Annotated in this window: 20 protein-coding genes; 13 read left to right on the top strand and 7 right to left on the bottom strand. The window is 65.2% G+C overall.

Translation table 11 applies throughout. The features are described 5' to 3' along the window. Positions 1-25 precede the first annotated feature (25 nt). Positions 26-1,240 carry a phosphoserine phosphatase SerB gene (gene serB, locus FXN65_RS25460; protein WP_151137633.1) on the top strand — a complete coding sequence of 405 codons (1,215 nt, stop codon included), beginning with the start codon at positions 26-28 and terminating at the stop codon, positions 1,238-1,240. Positions 1,241-1,314: 74 nt separating this feature from the next. On the opposite strand, the gene FXN65_RS25455 is transcribed toward serB, so the two are convergent. From FXN65_RS25455 to FXN65_RS25435, 5 genes are all read right to left on the bottom strand, one after another. After that, complete coding sequence (locus FXN65_RS25455) at positions 1,315-3,384, bottom strand: EAL domain-containing response regulator (protein ID WP_151137631.1); 2,070 nt, start codon at positions 3,382-3,384, stop codon at positions 1,315-1,317. A 60-nt stretch (positions 3,385-3,444) separates the two neighbouring features. Further along, positions 3,445-5,268: a molecular chaperone gene (locus FXN65_RS25450; protein ID WP_151137629.1), complete on the bottom strand. Its 1,824-nt coding sequence runs from the start codon at positions 5,266-5,268 to the stop codon at positions 3,445-3,447. A 188-nt stretch (positions 5,269-5,456) separates the two neighbouring features. Next, the gene (gene asd / locus FXN65_RS25445; protein ID WP_151137626.1) at positions 5,457-6,320 is read right to left on the bottom strand and encodes an archaetidylserine decarboxylase; all 864 of its coding nucleotides are present in this window, start codon (positions 6,318-6,320) and stop codon (positions 5,457-5,459) included. A 21-nt stretch (positions 6,321-6,341) separates the two neighbouring features. After that, on the bottom strand, positions 6,342-7,157 hold the full coding sequence (rhdA, locus tag FXN65_RS25440; protein ID WP_151137624.1) for a thiosulfate sulfurtransferase: 816 nt from the start codon (positions 7,155-7,157) through the stop codon (positions 6,342-6,344). A 45-nt stretch (positions 7,158-7,202) separates the two neighbouring features. Next, a complete protein-coding gene (locus FXN65_RS25435) occupies positions 7,203-8,726 on the bottom strand; it encodes an HDOD domain-containing protein (protein ID WP_151137623.1) in 1,524 nt (507 codons plus the stop codon). A 117-nt stretch (positions 8,727-8,843) separates the two neighbouring features. Between FXN65_RS25435 and motA the strand changes: the two genes are divergently transcribed. Together motA and motB are read left to right on the top strand one after the other, a co-directional pair. Next, complete coding sequence (motA, locus tag FXN65_RS25430) at positions 8,844-9,695, top strand: flagellar motor stator protein MotA (protein ID WP_151137621.1); 852 nt, start codon at positions 8,844-8,846, stop codon at positions 9,693-9,695. Positions 9,696-9,705: 10 nt separating this feature from the next. Continuing rightward, the gene (gene motB, locus FXN65_RS25425; RefSeq protein WP_151137619.1) at positions 9,706-10,758 is read left to right on the top strand and encodes a flagellar motor protein MotB; all 1,053 of its coding nucleotides are present in this window, start codon (positions 9,706-9,708) and stop codon (positions 10,756-10,758) included. 57 nt (positions 10,759-10,815) lie between these two features. Here motB and rsgA read toward each other — a convergent pair whose 3' ends face one another. Then, complete coding sequence (gene rsgA / locus FXN65_RS25420) at positions 10,816-11,847, bottom strand: small ribosomal subunit biogenesis GTPase RsgA (protein ID WP_151137617.1); 1,032 nt, start codon at positions 11,845-11,847, stop codon at positions 10,816-10,818. 96 nt (positions 11,848-11,943) lie between these two features. On the opposite strand from rsgA, the gene orn reads away from it, so the two are divergent. After that, positions 11,944-12,486 carry an oligoribonuclease gene (orn, locus tag FXN65_RS25415; protein ID WP_151137615.1) on the top strand — a complete coding sequence of 181 codons (543 nt, stop codon included), beginning with the start codon at positions 11,944-11,946 and terminating at the stop codon, positions 12,484-12,486. 35 nt (positions 12,487-12,521) lie between these two features. Here the strand turns inward: orn and queG are convergent, their stop codons facing one another. Then, positions 12,522-13,592: a tRNA epoxyqueuosine(34) reductase QueG gene (queG, locus tag FXN65_RS25410; RefSeq protein ID WP_151137613.1), complete on the bottom strand. Its 1,071-nt coding sequence runs from the start codon at positions 13,590-13,592 to the stop codon at positions 12,522-12,524. A gap of 68 nt (positions 13,593-13,660) precedes the next feature. On the opposite strand from queG, the gene FXN65_RS25405 reads away from it, so the two are divergent. The 9 genes from FXN65_RS25405 (at position 13,661) to hflC (ending at position 23,718) form a co-directional block, all read left to right on the top strand. Further along, positions 13,661-15,160, top strand: a complete 1,500-nt coding sequence (locus FXN65_RS25405) for an NAD(P)H-hydrate dehydratase (RefSeq protein WP_151137611.1) — start codon at positions 13,661-13,663, stop codon at positions 15,158-15,160. Further along, on the top strand, positions 15,148-15,615 hold the full coding sequence (tsaE, locus tag FXN65_RS25400) for a tRNA (adenosine(37)-N6)-threonylcarbamoyltransferase complex ATPase subunit type 1 TsaE (RefSeq protein ID WP_151137609.1): 468 nt from the start codon (positions 15,148-15,150) through the stop codon (positions 15,613-15,615). Before FXN65_RS25405 ends, tsaE begins: the two co-directional genes overlap by 13 nt. An 8-nt stretch (positions 15,616-15,623) precedes the next feature. After that, positions 15,624-17,060: an N-acetylmuramoyl-L-alanine amidase gene (locus FXN65_RS25395; protein ID WP_151138961.1), complete on the top strand. Its 1,437-nt coding sequence runs from the start codon at positions 15,624-15,626 to the stop codon at positions 17,058-17,060. Then, positions 17,057-18,934 (top strand): DNA mismatch repair endonuclease MutL, encoded by a 1,878-nt coding sequence (mutL, locus tag FXN65_RS25390; RefSeq protein ID WP_151137607.1) that lies wholly within the window; start codon positions 17,057-17,059, stop codon positions 18,932-18,934. The genes FXN65_RS25395 and mutL overlap by 4 nt, the downstream gene beginning before the upstream one ends. Before the next feature lie 2 nt (positions 18,935-18,936). Continuing rightward, positions 18,937-19,911 carry a tRNA (adenosine(37)-N6)-dimethylallyltransferase MiaA gene (miaA, locus tag FXN65_RS25385; protein ID WP_151137605.1) on the top strand — a complete coding sequence of 325 codons (975 nt, stop codon included), beginning with the start codon at positions 18,937-18,939 and terminating at the stop codon, positions 19,909-19,911. A gap of 103 nt (positions 19,912-20,014) precedes the next feature. Beyond that, a complete protein-coding gene (hfq, locus tag FXN65_RS25380) occupies positions 20,015-20,269 on the top strand; it encodes an RNA chaperone Hfq (protein WP_003453015.1) in 255 nt (84 codons plus the stop codon). A 12-nt stretch (positions 20,270-20,281) separates the two neighbouring features. Continuing rightward, positions 20,282-21,583 carry a ribosome rescue GTPase HflX gene (gene hflX / locus FXN65_RS25375; protein WP_151137603.1) on the top strand — a complete coding sequence of 434 codons (1,302 nt, stop codon included), beginning with the start codon at positions 20,282-20,284 and terminating at the stop codon, positions 21,581-21,583. A 96-nt stretch (positions 21,584-21,679) separates the two neighbouring features. Further along, the gene (hflK, locus tag FXN65_RS25370; protein WP_151137601.1) at positions 21,680-22,849 is read left to right on the top strand and encodes an FtsH protease activity modulator HflK; all 1,170 of its coding nucleotides are present in this window, start codon (positions 21,680-21,682) and stop codon (positions 22,847-22,849) included. Beyond that, positions 22,849-23,718 carry a protease modulator HflC gene (gene hflC / locus FXN65_RS25365; RefSeq protein WP_151137599.1) on the top strand — a complete coding sequence of 290 codons (870 nt, stop codon included), beginning with the start codon at positions 22,849-22,851 and terminating at the stop codon, positions 23,716-23,718. The genes hflK and hflC overlap by 1 nt, the downstream gene beginning before the upstream one ends. Positions 23,719-23,750: the final 32 nt, after the last annotated feature.

Genomic DNA, 23,750 nt, shown 5'->3' with positions numbered 1-23,750 from the left:
TTTCATGCGCTGAGTGAGGTGCGACTTGCGCGAGATTGTCCTGATCAACATCACTGGCGAGGATCGCCCCGGCCTGACCGCAGCCATTACCGGCGCGCTGGCCCAGGGTGGCGTGAACATCCTGGATATCGGCCAGGCGGTGATCCACGACACCCTGTCGTTCGGCATCCTGGTGGAAATCCCGGCGAACGCCGAGGCCTCGGCGGTGCTCAAGGACGTGCTGTTCACGGCCTACAAGCTGGACCAGCAGGTGCGCTTCACCCCGGTGCCCGAGGCGGATTACCAGCAGTGGGTCGACGGTCAGGGCAAGAGCCGCTACATCGTCACCCTGCTGACCCGCAAGGTCAGCGCCGAGCAGCTGCAGCGGGTGAGTTCCATCACGGCCAAGTACGGCCTCAATATCGACCATATCGACCGCCTGTCGGGTCGCATGCCGCTGGATATGCCGGCCGACCAGGGCAAGGGTTGCATCGAGTTCTCCGTACGGGGCGAACCGGCCGACCCGGTGGCCCTGCGCGCCGAGTTCCTCAGCGTGGCCCAGGAGCTGAACGTCGACATCGCCTTCCAGCGCGACTCGCTGTTCCGCCGCAACCGCCGCCTGGCGGTGTTCGACATGGACTCGACCCTGATCGAAGCCGAAGTTATCGACGAACTGGCCAAGGCTGCGGGCGTGGGCGACAAGGTCGCAGAGATCACCGAGCGCGCGATGCGTGGCGAGCTGGATTTTCGTGCCAGCTTCAAGGAGCGCCTGGGCCTGCTCAAGGGCTTGTCCGAGGAGGTCCTGGAAGAGATCGGCGCTTCCCTGCGACTCACCGAAGGGGCGGAAACCCTGTTCGCCGAGCTCAAGCGCCTGGGCTACAAGACCGCCATCCTTTCCGGCGGCTTCAGCTACTTCGCCAAGCAACTGCAGGCCAAGCTGGGTATCGACTACGTGTTCGCCAACGAACTGCAGATCGTTGATGGCAAGCTGACTGGCGTGGCCATCGAGCCCATCGTCGATGCCCAGCGCAAGGCTGACCTGCTGAGCGAGCTGGCGCAGAAGGAAGGGCTGCGTCTGGAGCAGACCATCGCCGTCGGCGATGGCGCCAATGACCTGCCGATGCTGGCTCTGGCTGGCCTGGGCGTGGCCTTCCGCGCCAAGCCGCTGGTCAAGCAGTCCGCCAAGCAGGCCATTTCCACCCTGGGCCTGGACGGCATTCTCTACCTGCTCGGCTTCCGCGATCGCGACGGCAGGGAATGAGGGGCTGACCGGAAATGAAAAAGCCGCCTTCGGGCGGCTTTTTCATGGACGGCGTTCGAGACCGGGCTTTGCCCTTACTCGTCCCCAGAGGAGAAGTCGTAATCCATCGCCTGGCTGGGGCCTTGCAGGTAGTAACCCTGGATGTAGTTGACCCCGGCCTGCCAGAGGGTGGCGAGGACGCTGGCGGTCTCGACGTAGGGCACGATGGTCAGCTTGGCTTGGGCGTGCAGGCTCGCCAGCAGGGTCTTGAGGACCTCCTGGTTCTCCGCGCGGCCGAGGTCCTGGGTAAAGGAGCCGTCCACCTTCACGAAGTCGATGGCCAGATGCTTGAGCGTATTGAACGGGTTGAGTGCGCAGCCGAACTGGCTCAGCGCGACCTGGCAATGCAACTCGGCGAGGCCCTGGGTCAGTACCTTGGCCTGTTTCAGGTAGGCGATGGCGTCCGGCTCGCTGAACTGGAAGATCAGCGCATCGGAAGGCAACCGCGCGGCCTTCAGGGCGACGCTCAGCCAGGGCAACAGGGTCTGGTCCTGAAGGCTGGCGCCGGAGAGGTGGACGAAGAGTCGGGTGTTGTGCCCCTTGGTGCGATGCTCGGCCAGCAGCTTGATGGAGTTGAGGATCACCCAGCGGTCGATCTTTTCGGCCAGGCCGGCGTCCTTGGCTGCATCGAGGAAATCGGCGGGCGGCACTTCCTCGCCCTGCGGATTGAGCAGGCGCAGCAGGACTTCGTAATGTTCGAAGTTATCGCCACGCAGGCTGATGATCGGCTGGAACAGCAGGCGGAAGCTGTTGTTCTCCAGCGCCTGCTGGACCATGGCCACAAGGTTGCCACGGTTGGCCGCGGCGGCCAGCTCTTCGGCCGGGTTGTACAGTTTGAGGCCGTTCTGGTCGCCCAGCTCGTCGGAGCAGCGATGGGCACGATCCACCACATCCTGGGCCTTGGGCGTGGTTTCGCTGAGCCCGGCGACGCCGATGCAGAGGCTGACCTGCACGGTACGGCTGCTGACGTCGAAGAGATGAATATCGATCTTCTTCAGCAGGCTCCGCAGGCTTTCCGCCGCCTGCTCCGGCGTGACGCCCGATTGCAGGATGCCGAACACGTCGTCGCCATAGCGGGCAAGCTGGGCGTCGCCGGCAAAGTGGGCGCGCAGGAGGTTGGCGAGGTCGGTGAGCAGCAGGTCGACGCCGGCGATGCCGACTTCAGCGAGCAGGCTGGAATAGCGTGCGACACGAACGTACGCGAGGCTCGACGGCTGGCTGGCCTTGACGGCGCGCTCGGCGGCGGTGTCGAGCATTTCGTTGAAGTGGGAGCGATTGAACAGGCCAGTGACCAGGTCCTGGCTGCTGATTTCGCGCAACTTCTCTTCCAGTTCGGCGCTGCCGGTTTCGGCGCGGATCACCACCTGGATGCACGGCTCGCCGTCATAGGACGCGGGTGAAAAGCTCATCCGTGCCTGGAAGCTCTGGCCGTCGACCTTGCAGCCGTTGCAGGTGAGCTCGCCAGCGCCTTCGCCATCGCGGTAGTTCTTCAGGAAGTCCTTGAACCCGGCCTGGTCGCTGCCGGCGATCAGGTCGATCATCGGCATGCCTTCGAGTTCGTCGCCATCGTCGTAGCCGAACATCTCCACGTAGGCGCGGTTGGCATAGATGTGCATGCCGTCGTGGACGTAGGCGATGGCGTCCACGGAGCTGTCGAGCAACAACTGGCAGCGTTTTTCCGCTTCCCGCAGGCTGACCTCGGCGGCGCGGCGGGCGCGGCGTTGCTCGAGGTTGGCCAGTTCGCGGTTGGCCACCAGCACCAGGCGCTCGTCCTCGCCCTGGGGCAGGGCGTCCTGGGCGCCAAGGGCCAGGGCTTCGGTGATGAGATCGGAGTCGTTGTCCTGCACCAGCTGGATGAACGGAATGTCCTTGGACTGGCGGCGGATGCTGTTGAGGGCTTCGCCGGGACTCAGGTGTTCGCTGCTGGGGGACGCGATCAGGAGGTCCCAGCTCTGCTGCAGGGCCTCATTGAGGTCGTCGGCGGAAAGGATGCGGTGGACGCGAGTCGCGCGACCGGAATTCCGGAAAAGGCTGACCAGGCGCTCGGCTTCGTTCTGCGAGTCTTCCAGGATCAGCAGACGGATCGTTTTCTTTTCGATGGCCATGGCCTGTGCTTAGCGCCGAACGAGCGCGAATAGGCGACGAATGGTGGATTCGTCGGGAATCTACAGCGACTTCCAGAGCGAGTCAAAATCTTCCTCGCCGCCTTGTTGCTGGCTTCCTGGACCTGTGACCGGTTTCCCTAGTGGCGGTGTCGATTGCTCGAACACCCGGTACTCGAACTGGTTGAAACTGCCGGTGCTGGTGAGTCGCCGGGTGAGCACGGCGCGATGCTCGTCGCCGTGCAGATTGATCTGCACCTTGTTGCCTTCCTGGAAGGGCAGGCGTGGGGTGATCAGGGTGGCCGGGCGGGAGATGGCGCCGATGGCCGGCAGCAGCAGGGCGCGCAGGTAATGGCTGTTCTGCTCGCCCTTGCGCATCAGCAGTACACCGCAGGATTGCGCCTGGGGTGCCACGAGTTCGATGCCCATCTGGGTGCCGCCGCCGCGCACCTGGCGGATCCAGCGTACCACGGCGACGCTCCAGCCCTGGCCGGGGGCATCCTGTACGCCGAGCAGTTCGCCGGCCTGCAGTTGGCTGGGGACTTCCTTGGGCCAGCTCAGGCAATAGCCCCCAGGGCTGTGGTTGACCACAGCGACATTGAAGGTCGGGTAGCTTTCCGGGGCCGCGCTGACCTGGGGCGGCGGCGCGCTGTTCTCGGAAACCGGCCGGGAGTACTCGATCTCTTCCAGTGGCATGCCGGGCTGCCAGCCCTGAATTGGTTGTGCGTCGAAGGCATTCGCCCAGACATCCGCCGCTGGCTTGCTGAACGTGTCGAATACTGCCTGACCGACTTCCTGCGTGCGGTTGAGCACATCACTGAAGGGACGACCCCCCGCGAGGAAGAAGTGCAGGGCGCTCATGCCGATGCACAGGGTCAGGCTGCCCTGGCCGGGATTGCGCTGGAAGGTGCGTTCGGAAATGTCGCCCCAGGCCGAACTCACGTGCTGCAGCAGATCGAGGGTCATGCCCTCCGGCACCTGCAGGCGTGACTGGCTACGCTGCTCGGCCGGCAGCAGCAGGTACTCCTTGATGGCGTCCACCAGCGGCAGCGGGTCGAGGCCCAGCAGGGTGCGCGGCTCCACTTCCTGAAACAGCGTCTTGTAGCGCGGTGGTCCGTCCAGTTTCGGCGCCACCGCGAAGAGACTGGACGGCAACTCGGCGGACTGAAGCCGCACCAGGGCACTCCAGGGTGCGAGGACTTCAGCCAGGCGGGCGATGCCGATCTGGCGCATCTGGTTGCAGCGGGCGCAGCCCAGCAGCAGTGCGGCCAGGTAGCTCTGCTCAGTGCTCAGGCCCTGCGTATGGCGGGCCAGGGGATCGCGCACGACAACGCGGTGGAGCTGGCGGCTTTCGGCCAGTTGGTAGAGCTGGTGCAGTTCCAGCCAGAGACCTTCGGGCACCGGGCAGTAGAGCTGGTTGGCGCGAATCAGCGGTCCATTGAGGGCGTGGACCGCCCGTTGCAGGGCAATGGCGAGTAGCTGGGCGCGGTCGCGGTCACGGCTGGGACGCTGCGATTCCTGCACGATGATCAGCTTGTAGCCGATGGCCAGGTGGTTCTGCAGGGCCTGGCAGAGGTTGGCGACCTTGCGCGGGCGCTCGTCCAGGACGATGGATTGATTGAGGAAGTGCCTTTCCAGGTGCTGGCAGACGAAATGCACTTCTGGACGAATCAGTTCCAGGAGTTGCAGGCGGTTGTCAGTCGGAGTGGCCAGCTGGTTGAGTTCAACCAGGGCCTGATAGAGCTGGCGGGCGGTCTCCCCAAGGTTGGCCTTGGGCAGATGGGCGATCCAGCGTTTCAGCTCACGAGGGGTGGCATCGCAGAAGGACAGGCTCTGTTTGCTAGGCGCGGGTACGCGCAACAGCAGGTGAGGGCTCTGGTGCTCCATCCGGATCGAGTTCTCCGACATCTCGCGTGAGGTAATGGAATGAATTTCAGCACTCTATCAGCATCCTTGCACAGTGGCAGCCTATCCATGGCAGGGCTGTAGAGGTGTTGGCAGATTGACGGCAGGGCGCGTCACTTTCCTGATCCGGCCCTGGCCGAACGCTGCGGTTCGGCCAGGATTCCGTCCGGTCAGGCGTCCTTCGGCAGGGCCAGCAGCTGACCCATCCGCACCTGGCTGCCGGGCCACGCGTTTTCGGCCCAGCGTACCTGGTCCGGACCGAACAGCACGATGGCGGTGGAACCCAGCTTGAAGCGGCCGAGTTCGTCGCCCTTTGCCAGCGTGATCGGTGCACGCGCGGCTTCGTCGTAGCTGAAGGTCTTCAGTTCGCGCTTGGGCGGCGTGACCAGGCCGGCCCAGGTGGTTTCGATGGACGCAACGATCATCGCCCCCACCAGTACCACGGCCATCGGTCCGCGCTCGGTGTCGAAGATGCACACCACGCGTTCGTTGCGGGCGAACAGCTCAGGCACGTTCTCGGCGGTGCTCTGGTTCACCGAGAACAGTCGGCCCGGCACGTAGACCATCTCCCGCAGGGTGCCGCCCAGGGGGGCATGGACACGGTGGTAGTCCTTCGGCGACAGATAGACGGTGGCGAACTCGCCGCCCATGAAGGGGGCGGCGCGCTCGGCGTCACCGCCAAGCAACTCCAGCACGCTGAAGCTGTGGCCCTTGGCCTGGAAGCAGCGACCGTGCTCGATCGGGCCGATCTGGCTGATGGCGCCGTCGGCCGGGCAGAGGATGGCGCCGGGCGTTTCGTCCAGTGGACGCGCGCCGGGCTTGAGGGCGCGGGTGAAGAAGGCGTTGAAGTGCTCGTAGGCAGTGACATCCTCGACCAGCGCTTCGCTCATGTTCACCTGGTAGCGCTTGGCGAACCAGGTGGTGAAGGCGTTCTTGAACCACTGCACGCGGCATTCGGCGATGCAGCCAGCCAGGCGCGACAGCAGGTGATGCGGCAGCAGGTACTGGCTGATGATGAAGAGGCGTTCTTTCATTAGGTTTCCTTGATGGGCGCTTCAGCTCTCGACCGGGGTGTCCGGGTGGTTGCCCCATTCGGACCAGGAGCCGGCGTAGCCTTTGACGCGCGGGTAGCCCAGGGCCTTGGCCACCAGATAGGTGAAGCCCGAGCGGTGATGGGTCTGGCAGTGGGTGACGATTTCCTTGTCCGGGGTGATGCCCAGGGACTGCAGGATCTCGGCCATGTCGGTGCGGATGCGCAGGGCGCGGGCCGGGTCCATGCCGGCGGTCCACTCGAAGTTGACCGCGCCGGGGATGTGCCCGCCCTTGGCGGCCAGGACCTTGGTGCCGTTGTACTCGCCGGGGCCGCGGGCGTCCCAGATGGCCAGGTCGGCGGCGCCGAGGCGGCTCTGGATGTACTCGCGAGTGGCGGTGGGCTCGTCGTGCAAGGTCAGGGCGATCGGGCCACCGACCGCTGCCGGAACGGCGTCGCTGGTTTCCCGGCCTTCGGCCAGCCAGGCGTGCAGGCCACCGTCCAGATAGTGGTAACGCTGATGGCCGATCACATCCAGCAGCCAGATGAAGCGGCCGGCCCAGCCGCCGCCTTCGTCGTCGTACACCACGTAGGTGGCGTCGGCGCGATGGCCCAGTTCACCGAACAGTGCTTCGAGGTCGGCCTTGGCGGGCAGCAGGCCCGGTGCCGGCGGCTGGCCGAGCTGGGTGCGCTTCGGATCGACGAAACGGGCACCCGGGACGTGGCCAGCGGCGTAACGGGCGGCGCTGGTGAGGTCGACCAGGATCAGCTCGTCGGCACCAAGCAGGGGTGCCAACTCGGCCGGTTCGATCACCAGCGGCAGGTTGGGGAAGGCAGACATGAAAGCCTCCGGTAATGGGCAAAGTGGCAGATTGTATAGGAAAGCCTATCGGCCGCGTCTGGCGAAGCTTGCGAGTGCGCGCTCGATGCACTGGGCCGTCTTGGCGAAGGCGCGCAGGCTGATCTCGGCGAAGGGGGCGCCGTCCTGGTCGGCCACCACCAGCATGGCCACCCGGCCGTTCACGGCGATCGAGCGCAGCAGCAGGTGGTGCCCCGGGAACAGGCTCTTCAACTGGCCGGGCAGCAGGGCGGAGAACTGCGCCATGTTGTCCGGCCCCAGGCGCAGCTGGCCCGGCTGGCTGAGCAGACGCCGCAGCACCTGGCTCTGGTTCGGGTCCAGTTGCAGGCCGTTGGCTTCCTTGGGCAGCCCCACCTGCTGCTGGGCGAGCAGGCGGCTGTGGGCGCGGTCGGCCAGCAGCACCAGGACCCGGCGCATGCCGCCGCTTTCCAGGGCGTCGCGGGCGCAGGCGGAAAGCTGCACCACGTTGGCGAATGGGCTGGGCTCGCGGATCAGCTCGCCACAATGGCGACGCCAGTCTTCCAGGGCGTCGGCGGTAGGGGGCGGTGCGGCAACCGGTTCGCGGCGCAGACGGTGCTGGTTCCAAGGCCAGAGCAGGGCTTCGGCGGGGTGCCAGAGGTCGCCGCGGGCATGCAGGCGTCCGCTGTGTGCGGCGTGCTGGTGAACCTGCTGCTGCAGTTCGTCCAGCGGCACCTTCATGAACAGTCCGGTGAGGCGCTGCCAGCGCAGGCTGTGTCCATCTCCCCAGCCGACATGGGCGGAAACCGCCAGGCCGTTCGCCAGCAGGACGGTATTGCCAGGCTGGGTCAGCCAGCGACTCAAGGCGGGGTCGGCGTCCAGTTGCTGCGTTTGTTGCAGCGGATGTCCATTGTCGCGGGCAATGTGCAGGGCCTTGACCAGCATGCGGCGGTCGTCGCTCAGCAGGCGATAGCCCTGGATGATCCAGTCGGGCAGCTTCCAATGTTCGGCAAGGGCCTGGCAGAGGCGCAGCAGCGGGACGCCGAGCAGTTCGCGTTCGACCCTGGCAGCCGGTTCGCCCTCGCCCAGCACGCGCTTCTCCCAGGTGTCGAACAGTTCCGGGTGGCTGGCCAGCAGCGGCCAGAGGGGCGAAAGGAACAGCAGGCTGCACCAGTGGATTTCCTGCCAGAGGCGGGCAAGCCGGGCGGCGAACAGGCCGTTGGCTTGTTGCGCGGCGTGCTGGCTGATCAGTTGCAGCTGACGCAGGGGCTGCGGAATGTCGTTCTCGGGGACCGCGGGCAGGCGATTGAGCAGGACTTCCGCGCGCTTCAGGCCCAGGCGGCTGAGGGCAACCTCCAGACTTTCCGCCGGGCTGCTCAGCATGTTGCCGGCGGCATTGGCCTCGCGCAGCAGGCTCAGGGCCAGGGCGGGGCTGTCCTGGGTCAGGTCGGCGATATCGCGCAGGGAGCGGCGGCTGTCACCCAGCGCGCGGCGGACCTTTTCGTGGGCGGCGGCGGGGACGGGCAGGCGCACACCATCGAGGTGCTTGATCCAGCTGTCGAGACTGCGTGGCACGGGCTTTGCGGTTGACATAGGGGGCCGCCAATCTGGCTTTTCGCCTGAACAGGCTATAGTCTGGCGCATATCTTCCGATAATTAGAAGGGGCTCTTTTCATAACCCTTTCTACTGACTCTTCAAGCTTCCTTCCTATGGCAAAAATCATCGGCATCATCGTCGTATTCGCCAGCGTGCTCGGTGGATACATCCTGTCTCACGGCAAGCTTGCCGCGCTGATCCAGCCCTTCGAGGTAATGATCATCGGCGGTGCGGCGCTGGGTGCGTTCCTCCAGGCCAACCCCGGCAGCACGACGATGATCGTGTTCAAGAAGTCGCTGAAGATGTTCGGCACCCGCTTCACCCACGGCTTCTACCTGGAAGTGCTGCGCCTGCTCTACGAGATTCTCAACAAGAGCCGCCGCGAAGGGATGATGGCCATCGAGGCCGACATCGAGGACGCCCCTGCCAGCCCCATCTTCAGCAAGTACCCGGGCATCCTCAAGGATGAACGGATGACCGCCTACATCTGCGATTACCTGCGCATCATGTCCTCCGGCAACATGGCGCCCCACGAGCTCGAGGGCCTGTTCGACATGGAACTGGCCAGCCTGAAGGAAGAGCTGGAACACCCGTCCCACGCAGTCAACCGTATCGCCGACGGCCTGCCGGGCTTCGGTATCGTCGCGGCGGTACTCGGCATCGTGGTGACCATGGCCATGCTGGGCGAAGCCGAACAGGCCGCCCTCGGCCAGCACGTGGGTGCGGCGCTGGTGGGGACCTTCCTCGGTATTCTCGCGGCCTACGGCTTCTTCGGCCCGCTGGCGGTATCCCTGGAGCACGACGCCCGTGAAGAGCTGAACGTGTTCGAGGCGATCAAGGCCTGCCTGGTGGCCTCGGCTTCCGGCATGCCGCCGTCGCTGGCGGTGGAGTTCGGTCGCAAGACGCTGTTCCCGGCACATCGCCCGAGCTTCAGCGAGCTGGAGCAGGCCGTGCGCGGCAGCTGAAGGCTGAGTCATGGAGAACAACCAGCCGATCATCGTCAAGCGCGTCAAACGCTACGCCGCCGGTCACCACGGCGGTGCGTGGAAGATCGCCTTCGCCGACTTCGCCACTGCGATGATGGCGTTCTTCCTGGTGCTCTGGCTGATGTCCTCGGCCACCCCCGAGCAGAAGAAGGCCATCTCCGGCTACTTCAAGGACCCCATCGGCTTCACCGAGAGCGCGAGCCCGTACGTCATCGACCTGGGCGGCACGCCCACACCCGCGCCTGACCGCACCTTGAATCCCGAGCTGAAGGACGCGCCCGATTCCCAGGAGTCGGCGATCGATTCCACGGACAAGACCCAGGTGGATGCCAGCCAGGTGGAAACCCTGGCCGACCAGATCGAGCGTGAGCGCCTGGAACTGTTGCTGCAGGAATTGCAGAACAAGGTCGAAGAGAACCCTGAGCTGCGCAAGTTCAAGGACCAGATCCTCTTCGAGATCACCCAGGACGGCCTGCGCATCCAGATCATGGATGCCGCCAACCGCCCCATGTTCGACCTCGGCAGCGCACGCCTGCAGCCGTACTTCGAAGACATCCTGCTGATCCTCGCCGAGACCATCAAAGCCGTGCCGAACAAGATCAGCATCAGCGGCCACACCGATGCCAAGCCCTATGCCGGCGCCGGTGATTTCGGCAACTGGGAGTTGTCCGCCGGTCGCGCCAACGCCGCGCGTCGCACCCTGATCGCCGGTGGTTACCCGGAAGACCAGGTGGCGCGGGTAGTGGGCTATGCCTCGTCGGCGCTGTTCGACCGCAAGGACCCCTTCAATCCGGTCAATCGCCGTATCGACATCATCGTGCTCACCAAGAAGGCCCAGCGCGCCATCGAGGGTGAGCAGGGCGACGGTGCCAAGCCTGAGGAAGGGCAGCAGCCCCCGCCTCCTGCCAGTGATGCTGCGCCGTCGGCTCCAGCTACCCCGGCGGGCGATCCGGGCGCGCCGGTGCAGCCACGTGAGCTGCGGGAGAAGCTGAATATCTTCGAAGACGGCGTGCTGAAGATGGACCAGCCCAAGGGGCAGTGACTGCCGCACCAATGAAAAGGCCACGCATTGCGTGGCCTTTTTCGTTTCCACCGAACCTTAGTACTCGTCTTCGGGCAGGCTGGCGAGGATGTGCCGGTAGCTCGCCATCCGTTGCGGATGCACGCGGCCATCTTCCAGGGCCTTGAGCAGGGCGCAGCCCGGTTCGCGGTCGTGCTTGCAGTCACGGAAGCGGCAGGTTCCCAGCAATTCGTTGAATTCGATGAACCCGGCCTCGACATCGTCGCGGCTGACATGGCCCAGGCCGAACTCGCGGATACCGGGAGAGTCGATCAGCTCGCCGCCGCCCGGGAAGTGGAACAGGCGGGCGGTGGTGGTGGTGTGGGTGCCCTTGCCGGTGAGCTCGGAAAGGGCGCCGACGCGGGTGTCCACCCCTGGCAGCAGGCTGTTGACCAGCGACGACTTGCCCACCCCGGACTGGCCGACGAAGACACTGATATGGCCGTCGAGTCTGGCCATCAGATCCTCCATGCCGCCGCCCTGGCGTGCCGAGACTTCCAGCAGCGGGTAGCCCAGCTGCCGGTAGACCCCGAGCAGTTCGTCGAGCATGGCGCCGTTCTCGTCATCCACCAGGTCGGCCTTGTTCAGCAGCAGCAGCGGGTGGATGCCTGCGTGCTCGGCCGCTACCAGGTAGCGGTCGATCAGGTTGGCGTGGGGATGGGGCAGGGGCGCGAAGACGATGACGATCTGATCGACGTTGGCCGCCACCGGCTTGAGCACGCCGCGCATGTCCGGGCGGCACAGCTCCGAGCTGCGTGGCAATTGGGCGACGATCACCCCGCTGCCCTGGGCACCGGCGCGCCAGACCACGCGGTCGCCGGTAACCAGCGGCGGCAGGTTGGCGCGCAGGTGGCAGCGCATGATCTGGCCAGCCAGGTCGCCTTCCAGGGCCTCGACTTCCACCTGCACGCCGAAGTGGGCGATCACCAGGCCGGTCTGCTCCGGGCCGAGATCGCCGCCTTCGAGCTCTTCGAGCGCGCGCGACTCCCGCTTGGCTGCGCGAGCGGCGCGTTCTTCCTGAATCTTCTCGATGCGCCAGCTCTGCCGGCGGGTCAGTTGGCGTTTGGCCATGGTGGGTCCGCTTGGAAAAAAACCGCGCGAGTTTAGCACGCAGCCCGCAGCGGCAGCCTCTAAGCTAGAATGCGCGCTTCGCCGAGGAGACCGAATATGCAGAATGCCCTGAACCTGATCTGGATCGATCTGGAAATGACCGGCCTGAATCCGGACACGGACGTGATCATCGAGATGGCCACCATCGTGACCGACAGTGATCTGAACGTTTTGGCCGAGGGGCCGACCATCGCCATCCACCAGAGCGACGAGATTCTCGCCGGCATGGATGAGTGGAACACCCGCCAGCATGGCCAGAGCGGCCTCACCCAGCGAGTGCGCGAAAGCCAGATCAGCATGGCGGAAGCAGAGGCCCAGACCCTGGCTTTCCTCGAGCAGTGGGTGCCCAAGGGCAAATCGCCGATCTGCGGCAACAGCATCTGCCAGGACCGCCGCTTCCTCTACCGTCACATGCCGCAGCTGGAAGCCTACTTCCACTACCGCAACCTCGATGTGTCCACCGTGAAGGAGCTGGCTGCACGCTGGGCGCCGAAAGTGCGTGACGGGGTGAAGAAGAGCAGCAGCCACCTGGCGCTGGATGACATCCGTGACTCGATCGCGGAGCTACAGCATTACCGGGAACACTTCTTCAAGATTTGAATTCCCGATCGCAGCGGCCTCGACCGACTCCTGCCTCAGATAGCGCTTGCCCCATGGCGGGCGAGCGCCCACTCCACATGCTCGCGCACCAGCGCCGACGGATGTTCGCGGCGCAGCCGCAGGGCCTCCAGCACTGGAATGCTCGAAGGCGCATTGCCAAGTCCCACGGCCAGGTTGCGCAACCAGCGCTCATAACCTGCGCGGCGCAGGGGTGAGCCTTCGGTGCGGCTGAGGAATTCCTCCTCGCTCCAGCGGAACAGCTCCGCCAGTTCGGCATTGTCCAGGCCATGGCGCGGCTGGAAGTCGCCTTCGCCGGAAGGGCGGGCGAAGCGGTTCCAGGGGCAGACCATCTGACAGTCATCGCAGCCGAACACGCGATTGCCGATCAGCGGACGCAGGTCTTCGGGAATGCTGCCCTTGTACTCGATGGTCAGGTAGGAAATGCAGCGCCGCGCGTCCAGTTGGTAGGGTCCGACGAACGCGGCAGTCGGGCAGATGTCCAGGCAGGCCGAACAGCGGCCACAGTGCTCGCTGCCGTGGGGGGCGTCCATCGGCAGTGGAGCGTCGACGAACAGTTCGCCGAGGAAGAAGTAGCTGCCGGCCTTGCGGTTGAGTACCAGGGTGTTCTTGCCGATCCAGCCGAGGCCCGCCTGTTCGGCGATGGCCTTTTCCAGTACCGGCGCGCTGTCGACGAAGGCGCGGTAGCTGAACGGGCCTATGACCTTCTCGATGCGCTCGGCCAGGTATTGCAGGCGTTTGCGGATCAGCTTGTGGTAGTCGCGACCCAGGGCGTAGCGCGAGACATAGGCCTTCTCCGGTTGCCCCAGCACCTTGGCCATGCGAGTGTCGCCGGGCAGGTAGTCCATGCGCAGGGAGATCACCCTCAGGGTGCCGGGAACCAGTTCGTCCGGGTGAGAGCGTTTGCTGCCGTGGGCGGCCATGTAGTCCATCTCGCCCTGGTAGCCGGCCTCCAGCCAGCGTTGCAGATGGCCCTCGTGCTCGCCGAGCTCCACGCCGGTGATGCCCACCTGCTGGAAGCCCAGTTCTCGGCCCCATTGCTTGATGGATTGGGCGAGGGCGGCGAGATCTTGCGTGGAAAGGGTCATGCTGGGGCGGGAAACCGGTGTCGAGGTGGATATAATTCTGCCAGACCTCGCAGCTGCAACCGAATCCCATGCTTTCTTCCCGCGACGACCTGCCCATTTCGCTCCATTCCGCCGCCCAGGTGCGGGACCTCGATGCGCGCCTCATCGCTTCCGGCACGCCTGGCTTCGAGTTGATGCAGCGTGCCGCCCACGCGACCTGGCGCGCCCTGCGCCGGCGTTGGCCTGAAGCCGGCAGCCTCAGCGTGCTGGCCGGGGGGGGTAACAATGCTGGCGATGGCTATCTGGTCGCGGCGCTGGCCCGCCGTGCCGGTTGGCAGGTGAAGGTGCTGGCCGTGGGTGCTGCCGATGCGCTGACTGGCGATGCGGCGCTGGCGCGGGATGACGCCGCTGCCGTGGGCGTCACCATCCAGCCCTGGAGCGAGTGCGCCGTCCTGGAAGGTGTGGTGGTGGACGCATTGCTGGGCACCGGGCTGTCCGGCGAGGTGCGCGAACCTTATGCCCAGGCGATCCGGCTGCTCAACGCCAGTAGTCTGCCGGTGCTGGCCGTGGACATTCCGTCTGGCCTCTGCGCCGACACCGGCCGCGTGCTTGGCGTGGCGGTGCGTGCGGACCTGACGGTGACCTTCATCGGGCTCAAGCTGGGACTGTTCACCGCCGATGCGCCGAACCAGGTGGGTGAGCTGGTATTCGACGATCTCCAGGCCGATCCCGCCCTGGTCTCGGTGACGCCCCGTATCGCCGAGCGTATGGCTGCCGGCAGCCTTAGGCGCCTGGCGCCGCGCCCACGCACCGCGCACAAGGGGCAGCTCGGCCACCTGCTGGTGGTGGGCGGTGACCGTGGGCTGGGAGGCGCGGCACTGCTTGCGGCGGAGAGTGCGCTGCGCAGCGGGGCCGGGCTGGTGTCGCTGGCGACCCGGCCAGAGCACGTGATGGCCGCGTTGGCACGGCGCCCGGAAGTGATGTGTGCCGGCGTGAGCTCGGCCAACCAGCTGCTGGCCCTGGCGGACAGGGCCGATGTGCTGGTGGCGGGACCTGGCCTGGGCCAGGACGCCTGGGGGCGCGGCCTGCTCAGCGTCGTCGCGGGACTGGAGTCGGTCCAGGTATGGGATGCCGACGCGCTCAATATGCTGGCGGGTGGTCTGGTCCGTCTGCCAGCGGGTTGCGTGATCACGCCTCATCCGGGCGAGGCCGCGCGCCTGCTGGGCATTTCCACCGCCGAAGTTCAGGCCGACCGGCCACGCGCGGTGCTTGCGCTGGCGCAAAAATTCGATGCCGTCGTCCTGCTCAAGGGCGCCGGCAGTCTGGTGGCGGCCCCTGATGGTCGTCTCGCACTCTGTGATCGCGGCCATCCGGTAATGGCCGGGGCCGGGCTCGGTGATGTACTCGCCGGGCTGATCGGTGCCTTGCTCGCCCAGGGGATGGACGCGTACTCGGCCACCTGCCTGGCCGTTTGGCTGCACGCCTGCGCGGGCGAGGGCCTGGCCCGGGGCGGCCGGGGGCTGGCAGCCAGTGATCTCATTCCGACCATTCGTCAGTTGCTCGAGGAGTTTGCACCGTGCCTGAAGTGATCCTGCATGCCGAAGGCGAGGAGGCCATGCTGGCCCTCGGCGCCCGATTGGCGAATCTGACCCAAGGGCGCGGCATCCTGTACCTGCATGGGGATCTGGGGGCGGGGAAAACCACGCTATCTCGCGGCATCCTGCGGGGGCTGGGGCACGTGGGGGCGGTGAAAAGCCCCACCTTCACCCTGGTCGAGCCTTATGAAATCGGGGGCATGCGCGCCTTCCATTTCGATCTATACCGCCTGGCCGACCCGGAGGAACTGGAATTTCTGGGTATCCGCGACTACTTCGAGGGCGACGCCTTGTGTCTGATCGAGTGGCCTCAGCGGGGCGCCGGCATTTTGCCAAAGGCTGACCTGGACATTAACATTACGCCGCAAGCGGGCGGCCGTTCGCTGCGGTTGTCGCCACACACCGAGCGCGGCGAAGCATGGTGTGCCGCCCTGGCCATGGGAGCATGAAAACAAATATGGGGTGGGGTATGCGCTCGCGCGCACTGTTTGCCGGGATTGGGGTTCTGCTTGCGGCGTTCGCCGCTGATGTCCTGGCTGCCGCGGAGGTCCGCGGGGTGCGGCTTTGGCGCGCGCCTGACAACACCCGCCTGGTCTTCGACTTGTCTGGCCCTGTGCAGCACTCCGTCTTCACCCTGACTGCACCCAATCGCATCGTCATCGACATCAACGGCGCCCAGTTGGCTACCAAGCTGGAGCAGTTGTCCCTCAGCAACACCCCGATCACCAGTGTCCGCTCCGCCCAGCGCAGCCCTACCGACTTGCGCGTGGTGATCGACCTGTCGTCCGCCGTGACGCCGAAGAGTTTCTCCCTGGCGCCCAACCAGCAGTACGGCAACCGCCTGGTGGTGGACCTGTTCGACCCGGAAGCGGCCGCCAGCGAAGCCAGTGCGCCCCAGGTGGCCACCGCGCCGAGCACGCCGCAAACGCCGGTGACGCCGACCCAGCCGGCGCCCAGCAAGCTGCCGCCGGTGCCGGGCGGCAAGCGCGACATCGTGGTTGCCATCGATGCCGGTCACGGCGGTGAAGACCCGGGTGCCCTCGGGCCCAAGGGCCAGCACGAGAAGAACGTGACCCTGGCCATCGCCAAGGAACTGCAGCGCCAGATCAGCCAGGAGAAGGGCTTCCGTGGCGAGCTGGTACGTACCGGCGACTACTTCATCCCGTTGCGCAAGCGCACCGAGATCGCCCGCAAGAAGGGTGCCGACCTGTTCGTTTCCATCCACGCCGATGCCGCGCCCAGTCGCAGCGCGTTCGGTGCCTCGGTATTCGCCCTGTCCGATCGCGGCGCCACCTCGGAAACCGCGCGCTGGCTGGCTGACAACGAAAACCGCTCCGACCTGATCGGCGGAGATGGCAGTGTCAGCCTTGACGACAAGGACCGCATGCTCGCCGGCGTTCTGCTCGACCTGTCGATGACCGCGACCATGTCGTCCAGCCTCAATGTCGGCCAGAAGGTGCTGTCCAACGTCAGCCAGGTCACCCCGCTGCACAAACGCCGGGTGGAGCAGGCCGGCTTCATGGTGCTGAAGTCGCCTGACATTCCTTCGATCCTGGTGGAGACCGGTTTCATCTCCAACCACAACGAATCCCAAAAGCTGGCATCGCCGAGCCACCAGCAGGCCCTGGCGCGTTCGATCAAGACCGGCGTGAAGCAGTTCTTCCAGCAGAACCCGCCGCCCGGCACCTACATCGCCTGGCTGCGTGATCAGGGCAAGATCGCCATTGGCCCGCGCGAGCACGTCGTCACGTCCGGCGAGAGCCTGGCGCTGATCGCCCAGCGTTACGAGGTGAGCGTCGCGACACTGCGCAAAGCCAACTCGCTGTCCAGCGACAACGTCAAGGTCGGCCAGGTCCTGAACATCCCAGCCGCGACTCTGGCGGCCCAGCCATGAGCAACCTGCCGCGTATCCAGCTGCTCACTCCGCGGCTGGCGAACCAGATCGCCGCCGGTGAGGTGGTCGAACGTCCCGCCTCCGTTATCAAAGAGCTGCTGGAGAACAGCCTGGATGCGGGTGCCCGGCGCATCGACGTCGAAGTGGAGCAGGGCGGCGTCAAGCTGCTGCGGGTTCGCGACGATGGCGGCGGCATTCCGCCCGAGGACCTGCCGCTGGCCCTGGCGCGCCACGCCACCAGCAAGATTCGCGACCTGGAAGACCTTGAGCGGGTGATGAGTCTGGGATTCCGCGGCGAAGCACTGGCCTCCATCAGCTCCGTTGCACGGCTGACCATGACCTCTCGTACCGCTGATGCGGACCAGGCCTGGCAGGTGGAAACCGAAGGACGCGACATGGAGGCACGGGTGCAGCCTGCCGCCCACCCCGTCGGTACTTCGGTGGAAGTGCGCGACCTGTTCTTCAACACGCCGGCGCGGCGCAAGTTCCTGCGTGCGGAGAAGACCGAGTTCGACCACCTGCAGGAAGTCATCAAGCGTCTGGCCCTGGCCCGCTTCGATGTGGCGTTCCATCTGCGCCATAACGGCAAGACCATCTTCGCCCTCCATGAAGCGCGCGACGCCATTGCCCGCGCCCGCCGCGTCGCCACGGTCTGCGGGCCGGCGTTCCTGGAGCAGGCGCTGCCCATCGAGGTGGAGCGTAACGGCCTGCATCTCTGGGGCTGGGTCGGCCTGCCCACTTTCTCCCGCAGCCAGGCGGACTTGCAGTACTTCTACGTGAACGGTCGCATGGTGCGCGACAAACTGGTCGCCCACGCGGTGCGCCAGGCGTATCGCGACGTGCTGTACAACGGCCGCCATCCGACCTTCGTGCTGTTCTTCGAGGTCGATCCTGCGGTCGTCGACGTCAACGTGCACCCGACCAAGCACGAGGTGCGCTTCCGCGACAGCCGCATGGTCCACGACTTCCTCTACGGCACCCTGCACCGTGCCCTGGGCGAAGTGCGCCCCGAGGATCAGCTGGCTGCGCCGGCTGCCACCGATGCCGTCGTGCGTCCGACCGGCCTTGCCGCTGGCGAGTTCGGCCCCCAGGGTGAGATGAGCCTCGCGGCCAATGTGCTGGAGCGGCCTGCCGCCGAGCCGGCCTGGCGCCCGCCGGCTGGTGGTTACCAGGCGCCGCGTCCGCAACCTGCTGTACCGATGGCCGAGGCCCAGGGCGCCTACCGCGAGTACTTCGCGCCGCTGCCCGCCGCCTCCGCGCCTGCCGCGCTGCCGGAATCCCAGGGCGATGTGCCGCCGCTGGGCTACGCCCTGGCCCAGCTCAAGGGCATCTACATCCTGGCGGAAAATGCCCAGGGGCTGGTGCTGGTGGATATGCACGCCGCCCATGAGCGCATCACCTACGAGCGACTGAAGGTCGCGATGGCCAGTGAAGGGCTCAAGGGGCAGCCGTTGCTGGTGCCGGAATCCATCGCCGTCAGCCAGCGCGAAGCCGATTGCGCCGAGGAGAACGGCGAGTGGTTCCGCCGCCTGGGCTTCGAGTTGCAGCGCCTTGGCCCGGAAACCCTGGCTATTCGTCAGATTCCGGCCCTGTTGAAGCAGGCCGAGGCCTCGCAATTGGTGCGCGACGTCCTCTCCGATCTGTTGGAATACGGCACCAGCGACCGCATCCAGGCGCATTTGAACGAATTGCTGGGCACCATGGCCTGCCATGGCGCCGTGCGTGCCAATCGCCGTCTGACCCAGCCGGAAATGAGTGCTCTGCTGCGAGATATGGAGCACACCGAGCGCAGCGGCCAGTGCAACCACGGGCGTCCGACCTGGACGCAACTGGGTATGGATGACCTGGACAAGCTGTTCCTGCGCGGTCGCTGATCATGGCTGAACGGCTGCCGCCGGCAATTTTCCTCATGGGGCCCACGGCCGCCGGCAAGACCGATCTGGCCCTGGAGCTGGCGCGGACGCTGCCTTGCGAGTTGATCAGCGTCGATTCGGCCTTGATCTACCGCGGCATGGACATTGGTACCGCCAAGCCGGACAAGGCCACTCTGGCCGAATTTCCCCATCGACTGATCGATATCCGCGATCCGGCTGAAAGCTACTCCGCCGCGGAATTCCGTGCCGACGCCCTGGCCGCCATGGCGGAAATCACCGCCCGGGGGCGGATCCCGCTGCTGGTGGGCGGTACCATGTTGTATTACAAGGCGTTGCTGGAGGGGCTGGCGGACATGCCCAGCGCCGACCCCGAAGTGCGCGCCGACCTGGAAGCCCGTGCCGCCCGCGAAGGTTGGGACGCTTTGCATCGGGAGCTGGCAGCGGTCGATCCGGAGTCCGCCGCACGCATCCATCCCAATGACCCCCAGCGGCTGACCCGCGCGCTGGAGGTCTACAAGGTCAGCGGGCTCACCATGACCGCCCATCGACAGCGTCAGGCTGCGCAAAATACGGCCGGGAACACGCCAGGAACGGCGCATTTGCCGTATACTGTCGCGCACTTGGCCATTGCGCCGGCGCAACGCCAGGTATTGCACGAAAGAATTGCGCAACGTTTTCGCTTGATGCTGGAACAGGGCTTCATCGAAGAGGTCGAAGCGCTGCGCCGCAGAAGTGACTTGCATGCGGGACTGCCGTCTATAAGGGCGGTCGGTTATCGCCAGGCCTGGGATTACCTGGATGGCGTGCTGACCCGGGACGAGATGGAGGAGCGAGGCATCATCGCTACTCGTCAACTCGCCAAGCGACAGTTCACCTGGTTGCGCAGTTGGTCCGACCTGTACTGGTTGGACAGCCTGGCTTGCGACAATCTGCCGCGTACCTTGAAATACCTGAGGTCGGTCTCCATATTGAGCTGAGACCTCACCGGTTACCGTCTATCCTTGGGGGTAGGGCGGATACCAGTCATCTTTTCTTGTCATTTGAAAACTAAAACGATTGATCCCTAAAGGAGAGCGGCACATGTCAAAAGGGCATTCGCTACAAGACCCTTACCTCAATACCCTGCGTAAGGAACGCGTACCGGTTTCCATCTATCTGGTAAACGGCATCAAGCTGCAGGGCCAGATCGAATCCTTCGACCAGTTCGTGATTCTGCTGAAGAACACTGTCAGCCAAATGGTCTACAAGCACGCTATTTCCACCGTTGTACCGAGTCGTCCGGTACGCCTGCCCAGCGCCTCCGAGCAGGAGCAGCCTGAGCCGGGTAACGCCTGATAGGAGACTGCTTTGTTTTTCGAACGCCCTGGTGGTGGTGAACGGGCCATCCTGGTTCATCTGGAAGGTCAAGATCCCGAGGCGCGCGAAGACCCGCAGGAATTCCTGGAACTTGCACGTTCGGCCGGTGCGGACACGGTGGCATTCGTCTCCGTTTCCCGGCACCAGCCAACGGCCAAGTACCTGATCGGCAGCGGCAAAGTTGATGAATTGCATGACCTGGTGAAGGCCGAGAAGGCTGAGCTGGTCATCTTCAATCACACCCTCACGCCCAGCCAGGAGCGCAACCTCGAGCGCGCCTTCGAGTGCCGGGTGCTTGACCGCACCGGCCTGATTCTCGATATCTTCGCCCAGCGCGCCCGTACCCATGAAGGCAAGCTGCAGGTCGAACTGGCCCAGCTCAACCATATGAGTACGCGCCTGGTGCGTGGCTGGACTCACCTTGAGCGCCAGAAAGGTGGTATCGGCCTGCGTGGTCCGGGTGAAACCCAGTTGGAAACCGACCGTCGCTTGCTGCGGATACGTATTCGCCAGATCAAGCAGCGTCTCGAGAAGGTGCGCAGCCAGCGCGAGCAGGCCCGCCGTGGCCGCAAGCGTGCGGATATCCCGGCCGTTTCCCTGGTCGGCTATACCAACGCCGGCAAATCTACCTTGTTCAATGCCCTGACCACGTCCGAGGTCTACGCGGCCGATCAATTGTTCGCGACCCTTGACCCGACCCTGCGCCGGCTCGAGCTGGATGACCTGGGGCCAATCGTGCTGGCCGATACCGTAGGCTTCATTCGCCACCTGCCGCACAAGCTGGTGGAGGCCTTCCGGGCTACCCTTGAAGAATCTGCCAGCGCTGATCTGCTGCTGCATGTGATCGACGCCCATGAGCCAGAGCGCATGGCGCAGATCGAGCAGGTACTGGCGGTGTTGGGCGAGATCGGTGCCGAAGGCCTGCCTATGCTGGAGGTCTACAACAAGGTTGATCTGCTGGAAAGCGTCGAGCCCCATATCCAGCGCGATGGAGATGGCAAACCCGAGCGCGTCTGGTTGTCTGCGCGTGATGGCAGCGGCCTGGAGTTGCTGGAGCAGGCGGTAGCCGAGTTGCTGGGCGAGGACCTGTTCGTGGGCACCCTGCGTCTGCCGCAGCGTTTCGGCCGGTTGCGAGCCCAGTTCTTCGCCCTTGGTGCGGTGCAGACCGAGGATCACAACGAGGCCGGTGAGATTCTGCTCGCAGTGCGTCTGCCGCGCGTCGAGTTGAATCGATTGGTCAGCCGCGAAGGCTGGCAGCCGAGCGAGTTTCTAGAGCAACACACTTTGCAATAAAGCCCGTTTAGGTGATTTTGCGGCGGGCCGCGGGCTTGGGTAGCATGGGTGGGCGCGCCGTGGGCGCGTCTTTGCTTTATCAGTATGGAGAGCGCTATGGCTTGGAACGAGCCGGGTGGCAACTCGAATAACCAGGACCCCTGGGGTGGACGCCGTGGTGGCGACCGCAAAGGGCCGCCGGACCTGGACGAGGCCTTCCGCAAGCTGCAGGACAGCCTGAACGGATTGTTCGGCAGCGGCAAGAAACGTGGCGGCGGCGATGATGGCGGCGGCAGATCGGGCGGTTTCGGCCTGCTCGGCATCGGCCTGGCCCTGCTTGCCGTGGTCTGGCTGTACAGCGCGGTCTATGTGGTGGACGAGCAGGAGCAAGCCGTGGTGCTGCGCTTCGGCAAGTACTACGAGACTGTCGGCCCCGGCCTGAACATCTACTTCCCGCCGATCGATCGCAAGTTCCAGGAGAACGTCACCCGCGAGCGTGCCTACAGCAAGCAGGGTCAGATGCTCACCGAGGACGAGAACATCGTCGAAGTGCCGCTCACCGTCCAGTACAAGATCAGCAACCTTCAGGACTTCGTGCTGAACGTCGACCAGCCTGAAGTCAGCCTGCAGCACGCTACCGAGAGCGCCCTGCGCCACGTGGTCGGCTCCACCGAGATGGACCAGGTGCTGACCGAAGGTCGCGAGCTGATGGCCAGCGAGATCAAGGAGCGTCTGCAGCGCTTCCTCGACACCTACCGTACCGGTATTACCGTTACCCAGGTCAACGTGCAGAGCGCGGCAGCCCCGCGTGAAGTGCAGGAAGCCTTCGACGACGTGATTCGTGCCCGTGAAGACGAGCAGCGCGCCAAGAACCAGGCTGAAGCCTACGCCAATGCCGTGGTGCCTGAGGCTCGTGGCCAGGCCCAGCGCATCATCGAGGACGCCAATGGCTACCGCGATGAAGTGATCGCTCGCGCCCAGGGTGAGGCCGATCGCTTCAGCAAGCTGCTGGTCGAGTATCACAAGGCACCGGAAGTCACTCGCCAGCGCCTGTACCTCGAAACCATGCAGGATGTGCTGGCCAACACCAGCAAGGTGCTGGTTTCCGGCAAGGACGGCCAGAGCAACCTGCTCTACCTGCCGCTGGACAAAATGATCGAGAACCGTGGCACCAGCCAGGCGCCTGTGGCGCCGGCAGCATCGGCCGCCACGAGCGGCAGCGACCTCGGATCGCGCGTCGCCACTGACTTGCAGCAGCGCAATCTGCGTTCCAGGGAGAGTCGCTGATGAGCAATAAATCGCTGTTTGCCCTGATCGGCGGCGTGGTGGCGGCCCTGCTCCTGTGGAGCAGCCTGTACATCGTGTCGCAGACCGAGAAGGCAGTACTCCTGCAGTTCGGCCGCATCGTCGAGGCCGACGTCCAACCCGGCATCCACTTCAAGATTCCGTACGTCAACCAGGTGCGCAAGTTCGACGCGCGTCTGTTGACCCTGGATTCGCCGACCCAGCGCTTCCTCACCCTGGAGAAGAAAGCGGTGATGGTGGATGCCTACGCCAAGTGGCGCGTGGCTGATGCCGAGCGTTTCTATACCGCGACTTCCGGCATGAAGCAGATTGCCGACGAGCGTCTGTCCCGCCGTCTCGAAGCCGGCCTGCGTGACCAGTTCGGCAAGCGCACCCTGCACGAAGTGGTATCCGGCGAGCGCGACGCGCTGATGGCGGACATCACGGCTGCCCTCAACCGCATGGCCAGCAAGGAGCTGGGCATCGAGGTCGTGGACGTGCGGGTGAAGGCCATCGACCTGCCCAAGGAAGTGAACCGCAGCGTGTTCGAGCGGATGAGCACCGAGCGTGAGCGCGAAGCCCGCGAGCACCGCGCCAAGGGTTCGGAGCTGGCAGAGGGTATTCGTGCCGACGCCGATCGTCAGCGCCGCGTGCTGCTGGCTGAAGCCTATCGCGAAGCCGAGGAGACCCGTGGTGATGGCGATGCCAAGGCCGCTGCGATCTACGCCAAGGCGTACGGGCAGGACCAGGAGTTCTACGCTTTCCATCGCAGCCTCCAGGCTTACCGCGAAAGCTTTGCCAACAAGAGCGATGTGATGGTGCTGGATCCCAATAGCGAGTTCTTCCGCTATCTGGACAAGGCCGCACGCTGATACGAGTCCCCCGGCGGACGCTCATCGTCCGC

Source organism: Pseudomonas lalkuanensis (assembly GCF_008807375.1).
In the GTDB taxonomy this organism is placed as follows: Bacteria; Pseudomonadota; Gammaproteobacteria; order Pseudomonadales; family Pseudomonadaceae; genus Metapseudomonas; species Metapseudomonas lalkuanensis.
Note: the sequence above shows the minus strand (reverse complement) of the source record. Positions and strands in the feature narration are given on the sequence as shown.